Origin of the sequence: Actinophytocola sp. (genome assembly GCF_035762905.1) — a bacterium.
Lineage (GTDB): Bacteria > Actinomycetota > Actinomycetes > Mycobacteriales > Pseudonocardiaceae > DASYTH01.
The window spans coordinates 36,831-49,057 of sequence record NZ_DASUCC010000077.1 but is presented as its reverse complement, the minus strand read 5'-3'; the positions used below and the strand labels follow the sequence as shown (position 1 = coordinate 49,057).

General features: G+C 67.6%; 9 protein-coding genes. 4 read left to right on the top strand and 5 right to left on the bottom strand.

The features are described 5' to 3' along the window. Nucleotides 1-126 precede the first annotated feature (126 nt). On the top strand, nucleotides 127-870 hold the full coding sequence (locus tag VFV67_RS15410) for a DUF5919 domain-containing protein (protein ID WP_326470656.1): 744 nt from the start codon (nucleotides 127-129) through the stop codon (nucleotides 868-870). Nucleotides 871-879: 9 nt separating this feature from the next. Continuing rightward, nucleotides 880-1,350, top strand: coding sequence for an NUDIX domain-containing protein (locus VFV67_RS15405; RefSeq protein ID WP_326470654.1), 471 nt, complete (start codon nucleotides 880-882; stop codon nucleotides 1,348-1,350). Nucleotides 1,351-1,384: 34 nt separating this feature from the next. Here VFV67_RS15405 and VFV67_RS15400 read toward each other — a convergent pair whose 3' ends face one another. From VFV67_RS15400 to VFV67_RS15385, 4 genes are all read right to left on the bottom strand, one after another. Beyond that, entirely contained in the window at nucleotides 1,385-2,623 is a 1,239-nt protein-coding gene (locus VFV67_RS15400) for a type II toxin-antitoxin system HipA family toxin (protein ID WP_326470652.1), read from the bottom strand. After that, a complete protein-coding gene (locus VFV67_RS15395; protein ID WP_326470651.1) occupies nucleotides 2,610-4,286 on the bottom strand; it encodes a DUF262 domain-containing protein in 1,677 nt (558 codons plus the stop codon). The genes VFV67_RS15400 and VFV67_RS15395 overlap by 14 nt, the downstream gene beginning before the upstream one ends. A 937-nt stretch (nucleotides 4,287-5,223) precedes the next feature. Beyond that, on the bottom strand, nucleotides 5,224-5,787 hold the full coding sequence (locus tag VFV67_RS15390) for a hypothetical protein (RefSeq protein ID WP_326470649.1): 564 nt from the start codon (nucleotides 5,785-5,787) through the stop codon (nucleotides 5,224-5,226). Between the two features lie 133 nt (nucleotides 5,788-5,920). Continuing rightward, nucleotides 5,921-7,936 (bottom strand): thioredoxin domain-containing protein, encoded by a 2,016-nt coding sequence (locus VFV67_RS15385; RefSeq protein WP_326470648.1) that lies wholly within the window; start codon nucleotides 7,934-7,936, stop codon nucleotides 5,921-5,923. A gap of 59 nt (nucleotides 7,937-7,995) precedes the next feature. Between VFV67_RS15385 and VFV67_RS15380 the strand changes: the two genes are divergently transcribed. Next, nucleotides 7,996-9,414, top strand: coding sequence for a 3' terminal RNA ribose 2'-O-methyltransferase Hen1 (locus VFV67_RS15380; protein ID WP_326470647.1), 1,419 nt, complete (start codon nucleotides 7,996-7,998; stop codon nucleotides 9,412-9,414). Then, a complete protein-coding gene (locus tag VFV67_RS15375; protein WP_326470645.1) occupies nucleotides 9,415-11,913 on the top strand; it encodes a polynucleotide kinase-phosphatase in 2,499 nt (832 codons plus the stop codon). It abuts the gene before it with no gap. Here VFV67_RS15375 and VFV67_RS15370 read toward each other — a convergent pair. Next, nucleotides 11,908-12,195: a hypothetical protein gene (locus VFV67_RS15370; protein ID WP_326470644.1), complete on the bottom strand. Its 288-nt coding sequence runs from the start codon at nucleotides 12,193-12,195 to the stop codon at nucleotides 11,908-11,910. The two genes, VFV67_RS15375 and VFV67_RS15370, sit on opposite strands and share 6 nt — an antisense overlap. Nucleotides 12,196-12,227: the final 32 nt, after the last annotated feature.

Sequence of the window (12,227 nt, the reverse complement as noted above, 5' to 3'; positions counted from 1 at the left end):
GTGCCCGGCCGTTCCGGGCACTCTCCACTTTCGGCATTTCCGGAGGACGCAAGCACCGCATAGCAGGACATCTACGGACGTCCTTGCTACCCTTGAGACGTCCCTACTCGTCTCTGCGGAGGTGCGATGCCGAACGAGCGGCTACGCGACGCCTTGCTACGCAATGGATTAGACCTCGATCACGTCGCCAAGGCGACGGGCGTGGACCCCAAGACCGTCGAACGATGGATCACCAAGGGCCGCATCCCGTACCCGCGTCACCGGCACGCAATCGCCGCCATGGTCCGCGAGACCGAGAACTACCTGTGGCCGGATGCCGTTGCCCCGGAACGGAAGGCCGAGATCGGCGGATCGGAGATCGTCAAGGTCTACCCCCATCGCCACAACATCCCCGCCGACCTGTGGGACCGTCTCCTGGACCAGGCCGAGGAACACATCGAGATCCTGGTCTACGCCGCGATGTTCCTCACCGACAACCCGACGCTGATCAAGCGCCTACGCCGCAAAGCCGGGGACGGCGCCAAGATCCGCATCATGCTCGGCGACCCCACCAGCCGCGAAGTCGCCCGCCGCAGCGTCGAGGAAGGCCTGGCCAAGACCGCGATCCCCGCCAAGGTCGGCAACGCCCTGACCTACTTCCGCCCGCTGGACGGCGTGTCCGGCGTCGAGATCCGCTGCCACGGCACCACGCTGTACAACTCGATCTACCGCTTCGACGACGAGATGTTGGTCAACACCCACGTCTACGGTTTCGCCGCCGCCCATGCCCCCCTGCTGCACCTCCGCCAGCTCGCCGGCGGCGACCTCTTCGACACCTACTCCGAGAGCTTCGACAGCGTGTGGAACGCGGCCAAGCCGCCCAAGTGGTAAGCAGGGATCATGGCCCGCGTCGACTACTACAACGACCCTCACGCCCCCAAGGCCAACAGCATCGTCGTCGCCGTCACCGCGTTCGTCCAAGACGACACCGGCCGCGTGCTGCTCATACGCCGCACCGACAACGACCTCTACGCCATCCCCGGCGGCGCCCAAGAGATCGGCGAAACCCTCACCCAGACCGTCACCCGCGAAGTCCAAGAGGAGACCGGCCTGTCAGTCGAAGTCACCGGCCTCATCGGCATCTACTCCGACCCCGCCCACGTCATCGCCTTCACCAACGGCGAAGTCCGCCAAGAGTTCTCCATCTGCTTCCGCGCCCGCCCCACCGGCGGCCAACTCCGCACCAGCACCGAGTCCAGCGAAGTCCTTTGGATCGCCCCCACCGACCTCGACAGACTCAACATCCACCCCACTATCCGCCTCCGCCTCAACCATGGCCTGGCCCATCGCGCCACCACTTACTACACGTAGCCGATCCGACCAGCGGGTAACTGCAGCTCGCTTGCTACAAGCCAAGGAGACTCCGTCGGCGAGCGTCAATACTGACGCCCACGAAATCTTGCAAATGCTGATTTCCTTCCAGCAACTCTGCTACCTTCGGCCACGCCGATGCCACTCGATCGACGGTTTCGACAACACACCCGGGAAGGTCAGCAGCCGAGGCGCCAAGCCTATCCTGCAGCCGCTTGAAAAAGCCCAAATTCACCTGGTCAAACCGCCTTGTTCCCCCGAATTTCAAACCGAGGTCCTCCGGCTCGTCGTCGATCTTGTAATAGCCTGTTGCTACAAGATCGTACACAGGCGACAGGGTGGGAATTCGGGGATGACTATATATAAGTGACCAGTTCTTAAGGTGTGCGTCACCGTTAGAAACGAGTACGTTGAACGCCACTCGCCTCGCAAACTCCCGCAATGCTGCCTCGTCGCGGCGGCGATAAACCAACGCTGCGACGGTTTCAAGGTTTCCCTCGTACTTGGCTTCCGCATATCTGTTTCGCACTTGCGCCAGATCTTCGATGTGTACCAACGCGCGACGTTCTCCACGATCGAACCGCTTTACAGCGTACGCTAAGGTCTCAGTGCCCCTCCACGCCTCATCAGGAAGACTGTCCAATTTTTCGCGAGGAACCAGAACATGTTCTGGAACCTCGATACCAGCCGCCGCAGCCAGTGACATCATGGTGTGCTCATTCCGTGGCACGTCGACATAGAGCGGGTCGGGCAACTTGACGATCCAATCGCCACCCTGACCAAAAGCCGGCAGCACCAGGCGATCACCTTTCTTAAGCATAGAAAATTTCAAGGCGACGCCTGCCAAGGAAAAACGCCATCCGGCGGCCGCCTTCTCAGGAACGCTAAGCGCCGGGGAGGAGTCACCGATTCGTAGTTCATCTAGGAACTCGGGGGGTTGATCCTCAACGAGCACCTGGACAGCTCCTGGCAAATCTCGCCCGACCTGCGCAAGCAGCTCCATTTCACGATCAGGGGATACGGCCCGATCATGTGCAATCCAATTTCTAAGTGGACCTTCTGGCAGGAGGTTAGAGAACCATGGCGGGAGGCGCAAAGCACTTGAATGCCGAGCGTGCAAGTCTTCCTCAAATGCCAGACCTAGCACCGCGCGCTCCGCATTACCAAGATAGTCGTCGGAGAACGTAAACCAGGTATAGTCACCCCGCTGGTTTAGCGTTCCGACTCGATCAGCATGCAGCCAAACACCATACCGCCTTTCAATCAATGGCATCGCTTACCTCGTCGTCCACCTCGAACTCGGCAAGTGGCGGAGTGTCTTCGAATTCTTCCTCGGCCATTAGCGAGAGAAATTGCGCAGCCCTTCCCTTTAGCAAGTCATTGCGCTCCTGGACAAACCTCGTCACATCACCCTGCTCCAGATACGAAGCCATATCAGGTGTTATCCCGTGAGACTCGAGCACTTCGACCCATCCATGATGACCCAGATCCAATGACGGGCCCGCAAGTAGACTGCTTATTTCATTGATGTCAACATCGAGCTGCGGCATTAGTGCTCGGGCCGCGGCCCACTTGCGATATTCAGGAGATACAGTACGACGCTGCACGATATAACGAACCGCATCCCGCGCTGTTTGTTGATCGATGAGACTCTCCGATAGATCGGACAACTCATACTGCTCCCCACTCAGCGGGTTGCGCGGAGACGACGCCCACCACACACAGAGAAGCATCTTCGTAGCCGCCTCATTTGTCGCGAATCGCGATAGATCGAGCGTACGAAGCGTGTCACCACTTACGGCACTCAACAGCCCTTGCACAGAATCTGAAAGGCTCGCTTCACTCACTTGCGTACAGAGAACTCTAGCTGCATTTGGAGTGCCGCCTTTAAAACGTTCGGGACCGGCAGCAGCAGCCCGCCAGTACCAACGCCTGAGCAACAAACGATGTCTGCTGTCCGGCTGAGGATGGAACGCAAATAGCCGTGTCAGCACCACGATCAGATACCGATACGCAAGCATGGCGATATGTGGCACGCCGGCCTCATTTTGAAGAAATGACACGGCTCGCCGCAGCGCTTCCTCGCCTGCCTGGTAAGCAGCGTCACGTCCCTCGTCATTCTCCTTGGTAAACTCACTACGAATGTCACGCCTAACCTCAGGTCCTCGCCGCGCCAAAATCGCATTGAGGACCGTATCATTGTCAATCTTTCCGAACTTTAGATCCAGGTCGATCCGCTCAGCGATACGTTCGATAGCTGGCAAACTGTCGTTTTGATCTTCATCGCCCGCATTGAGTGCCGCGAAGATTTCCGCGCGTGACAGCCGCTTACCATAGTTGTTCATTCGGTCAAAGATGTCTTGAAGTGTCGATGGATTATCCTGGCTAACGAGATAAGCAGGAACTTCAAACTGGCGAATTCGCCTAGTTATATTCGTCGCCTCGTCAAGGTAGCGCTCCGATATCTCGCCGTATCTAGCGAACCACTTCAAGATCTGCTGCAAATTGAACAATACAGGCAGGGGTATCACAAGGGGGTTCTCAACGGCAGGTGTTCGCACAAACTCTTCCCGCACAAGGTCATACGCGAGCGCAAATTTGACATCCGTTTGACCATCTGAGTGCAATGCGTTAGCCAGGCTCGTGAGCCGCTGCTGTCCGTCGACGACCCACATTGCATCGCTGGCCGCAGGTGCAGCAATACGAAGTGCACCAAGCTGGACTGTGTCACGTGACGCTTTGCGAGTCCATAGCAGTAGGCTTCCAATTGGATAGCCCTTGACTATGCTATCGAACAGCCGCCGTACATCTTCCCAGCTCCAGCGGAAGTCTCGCTGGAAATGCGGAACTCGGATCCTTCCACTCCATGCCATCGTCACGAGGGCCTCCACATCGTATGTGGTGGCAGTAGGACGAGAGTCCAACGTCGTCGCCATGCGGCCTCCTCTACCCGGGTCGTCCGAGTCCGCTCATTCACCAGGCTGGCGCAGCTCGTCGTGACGCGCCACATACGATGCTGACCAGCCCAAACCCGTCACCGGGTCGACGGTACGGCACGTTATATGCCCTGCCTGGACGACAGTACGGACGGATGCGCATTGAATGCTGCCGAACTTGGCTCTGTGGGATCAAGCGCGCCGCCGGTGGCGGCGCGGTGGGCCTGTTGCGCTGGCACCGGGGTAAGCATCCATCGCGGCACACGGCCGGCTGCCGCTTCGCTCACGCCGGCCGGGCCGCGCGGCGCGGCCCCGTTGGGCACCAGGTGGCGCCGCCACCGGCGGCACTATGAGCGACAGCCACTCGGGGGACTGCATGCGGGCCCCAGCCACAAGCCAGGGCGGACCCCTCAGGCGCCCTCTGATCGTTTAACACCGGGCCGCCGGCATCAAGGGCGCCTGACGGCGTCGCACGCGATGGCTTCGCCACCCTTGACACCGACGACCCGGCGCTAACGGGCGGCAAGGGCGAGGGGGACGGCGGCGAGTAGGGGCCGCTTCTCCACCTGATCTTGTCGGCTCACCGAAGCGGAGGTGTCGGGATGCGTCGGAACTGGTGGCCCGGGCCGAACCAGCTCGTTTCTGGACTCGGGCGCAGCTCCGGGCCCTAGGTAGCGCGGTCCGCCAGCAGGCCAGGCGGCAACGGCGGCCAGGCCGTCTCCAGGCCGTCAGGTGCCGGGTAACGGGGAGAATCTGCGAGAAGTGCCGAGACTTGTTTGGGCAGGTAGACGGCCTGATCCGGGGTGTGCCGGCTGGTCAGCGGCGGGCGGGGATCATTTCATCGCGATCTGGCTGGCCATGTACCCGTAGACGCCATCGCCGCTGGCGGCCGCTCCGCGGCCCCAGCGGCGATGGCGTCTTCTTTGTCTAGTGCGGCTTAGAGGTTGGGGCCTTGGGTGCGCAGGTCGTCTACTTTGGACATGGCGGCGCGGAGGTCGGCGAGCCAGGATTCGGCGTGTTCGCCGACCAGGCGGACGGCCCAGGCTAGGGCTTCGGAGCGGGAGCGGGCCACGCCGGCGTCGACGAGGGTGTCCAGGATGAGGCGTTCGGGTTGGCGGAGGCGGGTCATCACGGGGATGGACAGGGTGGTGAAGAGTTCTTCGGTGGAGCCGATGCGGGCGCCCCAGGCGATTTTGCGGGCGTAGCGGTGTTCGGCTTGGCGGGCGATCTCGATGCGTTCGTCGCGGGTGTCTTCGCGGAAGCGGGCGATGCGGCCGGATTCGGCGGCGGCGCGGGCGGCTTCGTCGGGGAAGTCGCCGTCGAGGGGTGGCAGGGAGCCGACGACGATGATCTCTTCGCGGTCGGTGGTGATGCGTGGCGACTCGGTGAACCAGGTGTCGGGCAGGCGCCCGGTGAGCCAGGCGGCCGCGTCGTCGGCTGAGGGTAGGTCGGCCTGTTGCCAGCCGCCGCGGACTCGGTGGCCGCTCCATCCGCGTCCCATGTGTCCCGTCCTGAAGTGTTTGTGCATGGCGGCCTCCCCGGCGAGCCTGATTACATGATTACAACACTGCTTACGTTACGCGGGCAAGAGGGGAACCGGGGAGGTGTTCACGGGGAGCGGACAGGTGGGTAGCTCAGCGGGACAGGGCGGTGACCAGGTCGGCGACGGTGGTGACCGGGCGGTCGCAGACGTAGCCGCGGCACACGTAGGCGGCGGGGGCCCCGTCGACCAGGCCGCGACCGGCGAGCAACGGCACGCCCTCGGCGTCGGGGGGACCGGCGAGGACGACCGAGCCGCCGGGGGCGCCAAGGACGGCGGCCGAGCGCAGCTCGGCGGTGCGCGGGTCGTCCGGCGAACCGGCCAGGGCGACCTGGACCGGGCCGCGGACCATGGCCTCGGCCACCGACAGCCAGTGGCCGGCGAACCGGGGCACCCGGCCGGCGAGCATTCCGGCGCGGGTGACGGCGGCCTCGGCGGCGGCGCGGTACCTCGCGGCCCGGTCGGGACCGGCCAGCGCGGAACCGAGCAGCAGGGCGCCGGCGATCGCCGAGGAGCCGGACGGGCTGGCGTTGTCCCCGATGTCCGACGGGCGCCACACCAGCGCCTCCGAGTCGTCGGCGGTGTCGTGGAACGCCCCGGACGCATCGGCGGAGGCGAAGTGGTCCAGCGCGGTGTCCAGCAGCCCGGTCGCCACGTCCAGCCAGCGGCCCGCCCCGGTGGCCTGGTGCAGGACCAGCAGGCCCTCGGCGAGCAGGCCGTAGTCCTCGAGCACGCCGGCGGCCGCGCCGACCACGTCGTCCCGGGACGCCCGGCGCAGCCGGCCGTCCACCAGGTGCAGCGAGACCACCAGCTCGGCCGCGGCCCGGGCCGCGGCAAGCCAGCGATCGTCGCCGAGCACCACGCCGGCCTCGGCCAGTGCGGCGATGGCCATGCCATTCCAGGCGGTGATCACCTTGTCGTCCCTGGCCGGCTGCGGTCGGGCCAGGCGCGCGGCCAGCAGCCGGGCCCGTACGTCGCGCCAGCGCTCCGGGTCGTCCGGCTGCTCAAGCAGTTGCAGCGTGGACATGCCGTGCTCGAAGGTGCCGGACCCGGTCACGCCGAGCAGGTTCGCCGCCCACGCGCCGTCCGCTTGACCGAGCGCCTCGGCGAGCTGCACCGGCGTCCACACGTAGGTCAGCCCCTCGACCCCGTCGGTGTCCGCGTCCAGCGAGGCGGCGAACCCGCCCTCCCGGGTGCGCAGCCGGTCGAGCAGGAAGCCGGCGGTGTCCTCGGCGACCTCCCGGTACCGGGCCGAGCCGGTCAACCGGGTCAGATGCGTGTACACCCGAAGCAGCAAAGCGTTGTCGTACAACATCTTCTCGAAGTGCGGCACGGTCCAGCGGGCGTCCACGCTGTACCGGGCGAAGCCGCCGTCCAGCTGGTCGTAGATCCCCCCGGCGGCCATCTTCACCGCCGTTCGCTCCACAATGGACAGAGACTCCACCGAGCCGGTGCGCTCATGGTGGCGCAGCAGGAACTCCAGCACCATCGACGGCGGAAACTTCGGCGCGTCACCGAATCCACCGTTGCGCCGGTCGTACTCGCCGAGCAGCGAGGTGGCCGCCCCGGCCAACACCTCCTCGTCCACAGCGGCCTCCTGGAGCGGGCCGGTCTGCTTGGACAACTCGGCGACCACCCGGGCACCGGCGCCGCGCACCTCGGCGTCGCGCGAGGACCAGGCCTTGTCCACGGCGTCGAGCAGTTGCCGGAACGACGGCATCCCGGCCCTCGGCGCCGGCGGGTAATACGTGCCACAGTGAAACGGCTCACCCTCCGGGGTGAGGAAACAGGTCATCGGCCAGCCGCCGTGTCCGGTCATCGCCTGCGTCGCGGTCATGTAGACGGCGTCGACGTCCGGCCGCTCCTCCCGATCCACCTTGATGTTGACGAACCGCTCGTTCATCAGCGCCGCGGTCGCCTCGTCCTCGAAGGACTCGTGCGCCATCACGTGGCACCAGTGGCAGGCCGCGTAGCCCACGGACAGCAGCACCGGGACGTCCCGCCTGCGCGCCTCGGCGAACGCCTCTTCGCCCCACTGCCACCAGTCCACCGGGTTGTCCGCGTGCTGCAACAGGTACGGGCTGGTTGCGTCTGCCAGTCGGTTCGCCATGTCCGGAAGCCTCTCAAAATCACACGTCGCGCGCCGGGGGGTTGGGTCAGACTGCGGAGATGCTCCTGACGCTGACCACCACCATCGAGCCTGCCACCGACCTGGGTCACCTGCTGCACAAACACCCGGACCGGCTGCAGAGCTTCTCGGTGGTCGCCGGCACCGCGCACGTCTTCTACCCGAAGGCCGATGCCCGGGAGTGCACCGCCGCCCTGCTGCTCGACATCGACCCGGTCACCCTGGTGCGCGGCCGGGCCGGCCGGGCCACCACCGGGTTCACCCTCGGCCAGTACGTCAACGACCGGCCCTACGCCGCCTCGTCCATGCTGGCCGTCGCGCTCGGGACGGTGTTCCGAACCGCGATGAACGGCCGGTGCGACGCCCGGCCGGAGCTGGCCGGCACGCCGATCCCGCTGCGGGTGCGGATTCCGGCGCTGCCGTGCCGCGGCGGCGACGGCCTCGCCGAGCGGCTGTTCGCGCCGCTGGGCTGGCGGGTGACCGGCACCGCCGTGCCGCTCGACCCGGCCTTCCCGGACTGGGGCGAGTCGAACTACACCGACCTGACCCTGACCGGCGAGTTGCGCCTCGCCGACGCGCTGCGGCACCTCTATGTCCTGCTTCCGGTGCTGGACAACGCAAAGCACTATTGGGTCGCCGCGGACGAGATCGACAAGTTGCTGCGGTCCGGTGACGGCTGGCTGGCCGCGCACCCCGAGCGCGGCCTGATCACCAGCCGCTACCTGGCGCACCGCCGCGGCTACATCCGCTCCGCTCTCGACCGCCTGGCCGAGGCCGAAGAGGTCGAGCCGGAGCGAGTGGACAACGCGCTGGCCGAGCCGGTGGTCACCGAACTGCCCGCGGCACCCGAGCCGCTGGCCGTGACCCGGCGCCGCGCCGTCCTGGCGGCGCTGCACGCGGTCGGTGCCCGCCGGGTGCTCGACCTCGGCTGCGGCAGCGGCCAACTGCTCACCGAGCTGGTCCGCGACCGGACGTTCACCGAGATCCTCGGGGTGGACGTGTCCAGCCGGGCGCTGGAGCAGGCCGCCGCCCGGCTGCACCTGGATCGGGCCTCGGACCGGGTGCGGCAACGGATCGGCCTGCGCCAGTCCGCGCTCACCTACGCCGACCCCACGCTGGCCGGTTACGACGCGGCCGTGCTGATGGAGGTGATCGAGCACGTCGACGAGCCCAGGCTGCCGGCGCTCGAGCGGGCGGTGTTCGGCGTGGCGCGGCCCGGCTCGGTGATCGTGACCACCCCCAACGTCGAGCACAACGTGCGGTTCGAGACGCTGGAGCAGGGCCGGCTGCGCCACCCGGACCACCGATTCGAGTGGAGCAGGGCGCAGTTCCGGGCCTGGGCCGACCTGGTGTGCGCCAACCACGGCTACCGGGTCCGGCACGAGCCGGTCGGCCGGGACGACCCCGAGGTGGGACCGCCCACCCAACTCGCCGTCTTCGACCGGACGGAGGTGTCCTGAGTGGAGCTGACCATTCCGAACATGGCCCTGGTGCTGCTGGTCGGCGCGTCCGGCTCGGGCAAGTCCACCTTCGCCGCCCGGCACTTCGCCCGCACCCAGGTGCTGTCCAGCGACTTCTTCCGTGGCCTGGTCAGCGACGACGAGAACGACCAGACCGCGTCCGGCGTGGCGTTCGACGCGCTGCGCTACGTCGCCGGCAAGCGACTGGCCGCCGGACGGATCACCGTGGTCGACGCGACCAACGTGCAGCGGTCCAGCCGGGCCGAGCTGCTCACCCTGGCCCGCGAGCACAACGTGCTGCCGGTGGCCATCGTGCTGGACCTGCCCGAGGCGGTGTGCGTGCAGCGCAACGAGTCCCGGCCGGACCGCACGTTCGGGGCGGCGGTGGTCCGGCGGCACCGCGCGGAGCTGCGCCGCTCGCTGCGTTCCCTTGAGCGCGAGGGCTTCCGCAAGGTGCACGTGCTGCGCAGCCAGGCGGAGGTGGACGCGGCGACCGTCGTGATCGAGCCGCTGCGCAACGACCTGCGACACGAGTCCGGTCCGTTCGACGTCATCGGCGACGTGCACGGCTGCCGGGCCGAGCTGACCGAACTGCTGGAGCGGCTCGGCTACCGGATCGCGCTGGACGAGGCGGGCCGCCCGGCCGGGGCGCACCATCCCGGCGGACGCCGCGCGGTGTTCGTCGGCGACCTGGTGGATCGCGGGCCGGACACGCCGGGCGTGCTGCGGCTGGTGATGGGCATGGTCGCCGCGGGCGACGCGTTCGCGGTGTCCGGAAACCACGAGCACAAGCTGCTGCGCGCGCTGCGCGGGCGCAACGTCAAGATCTCGCACGGTCTGGCCGAGTCGCTCGCCCAGTTGTCCGCCGAGCCGGCCGAGTTCGGCAAGCGGGTCGAGGAGTTCTGCGCCGGCATGGTCGCGCACTACGTGCTGGACGGCGGAAAGCTGGTCGTGGCACACGCCGGGCTGCCCGAGCACTACCACGGCCGGGCCTCCGGCCGGGTGCGCGGCTTCGCGCTGTACGGCGACACCACCGGGGAGACCGACGAGTACGGGTTGCCGGTGCGCTACCCGTGGGCCGAGGACTACCGCGGCCGCGCGATGGTCCTCTATGGACACACGCCGATCCCGGAGGCCGAGTGGGTCAACGGGACCATGTGCCTGGACACCGGATGCGTGTTCGGCGGCCGGCTGACCGCGCTGCGCTATCCGGAGCGCGAGGTGGTTTCCGTTGCGGCGCACCAGGTCTGGTACGAGCCGGCCCGACCGCTCGGCGCACCGGTGCCGAGCAGGGACCACGACCTGCCCGCGCTCGCCGACGTGGCCGGCCGCCGGGTGGTGGAGACCGCAACGCACGGCCGGATCACGGTGCGGGCCGAGCACGCCGCCGCCGCGCTCGAGGTGATGAGCCGGTTCGCCGTGGACCCGGCCCGGTTGCCGTATCTGCCACCGACCATGGCCCCGGCACCGACTTCGAGCCGGCCGGGCCTGCTCGAGCACCCGGACGAGGCGTTCGCCGAGTATCTGGCCGAGGGCGTGCGATCGGTGGTGTGCCAGGAGAAGCACATGGGATCACGGGCGATCCTGTTGGCCCGCAAGGACGATGCCGGCGCGCTGTACACCCGGACCGGCCGGCCGTTCTTCGGTCCGCAGGACACCGGTCGGCTGCTGGACCGGGCCCGGTCGGCGATCACCGCCGCCGGGCTGTGGGCCGAACTGGACACCGACTGGCTGCTGCTGGACGCCGAGCTGATGCCGTGGAACGCCAAGGCCGAGCGACTGATCATGAACCAGTACGCGGCCACCGGCGCCGCGGCGGCCGCCGCGCTGCCGGTCGCGCTGGCCGAGCTGACCGCGGCGGCGCGGCGCGGCATCGACGTGGCCGAGTTGCTGGCCGCCACCGGGTCCCGGGCGGCCAACGCCGAGGCGTTCCGGGCCGCCTACCGCCGGTACTGCTGGCCGGTGGACGGGCTGACCGGGGTGCGGTTCGCCCCGTTCCAGCTGCTGGCCAGCGCGGGCCGGACCTATCAGGACCGGGACCACGGTTGGCACCTGGCGCTGGCCGACCGGCTGGTGGCGGCCGATGCGGAGCTGTTCGCGCCGACCCGGCACCTGGTGGTGGACACCGGCGATCCGGACTCCACCGCGGCCGGGGTGGCCTGGTGGACCGAGCTGACCGCGGCCGGCGGCGAGGGCATGGTGGTCAAGCCGATGGCGAACCTGGTGCGCGGCGAGCGCGGGCTGGTGCAGCCGGGCATGAAGGTGCGCGGGCGGGAGTACCTGCGGATCATCTACGGCCCGGACTACACCGAGCCGCGGCACCTCGAGCGGCTGCGCGAGCGCGGGCTGCGGCACAAGCGCACGCTGGCGCTGCGCGAGTACGCGTTGGGGCTCGAAGGGCTGGACCGGCTGGCCCGCGACGAGCCGCTGTGGCGGGTGCACGAGTGCGTGTTCGCCGTGCTGGCGCTGGAGTCCGAACCGGTGGATCCGCGGCTATGAGGGCTTGTCGGACCGGTCCGGCGTGGCCGCCTCGTCCTCGGCCGGCGGGTCGAAGCTCTCCGGCACCCGCTTGAGGTGCTTGGTCATCGAGCGGATCAGGAACGCGACCGCGATGAAGAACAGGATCAGCACCAGGAAGCCGACCGGGGAGGACTTGCCGAAGTCCTCCCCCCGGCCGCCCGGCTCCTCCGGACCCGGCACCGGCGACGGCTGGGCCAGCACCACCGGCACCGCCGTTGCCGGGTCGAACCCGGCGAGACCGAGAACAATCACGGCGCCCATTGTCCGCTCCCACTCGGCCGCCACCGGCGCCG

Excerpts from the sequence above, each read along its gene's own strand:
- VFV67_RS15410 (WP_326470656.1), top strand. The coding sequence starts at position 127 with ATGCCGAACGAGCGGCTACGCGACGCCTTGCTACGCAATGGATTAGAC.
- VFV67_RS15405 (WP_326470654.1), top strand. The coding sequence starts at position 880 with ATGGCCCGCGTCGACTACTACAACGACCCTCACGCCCCCAAGGCCAAC.
- VFV67_RS15400 (WP_326470652.1), bottom strand. The coding sequence starts at position 2,623 with ATGCCATTGATTGAAAGGCGGTATGGTGTTTGGCTGCATGCTGATCGA.
- VFV67_RS15395 (WP_326470651.1), bottom strand. The coding sequence starts at position 4,286 with ATGGCGACGACGTTGGACTCTCGTCCTACTGCCACCACATACGATGTG.
- VFV67_RS15390 (WP_326470649.1), bottom strand. The coding sequence starts at position 5,787 with ATGGGACGCGGATGGAGCGGCCACCGAGTCCGCGGCGGCTGGCAACAG.
- VFV67_RS15385 (WP_326470648.1), bottom strand. The coding sequence starts at position 7,936 with ATGGCGAACCGACTGGCAGACGCAACCAGCCCGTACCTGTTGCAGCAC.
- VFV67_RS15380 (WP_326470647.1), top strand. The coding sequence starts at position 7,996 with ATGCTCCTGACGCTGACCACCACCATCGAGCCTGCCACCGACCTGGGT.
- VFV67_RS15370 (WP_326470644.1), bottom strand. The coding sequence starts at position 12,195 with ATGGGCGCCGTGATTGTTCTCGGTCTCGCCGGGTTCGACCCGGCAACG.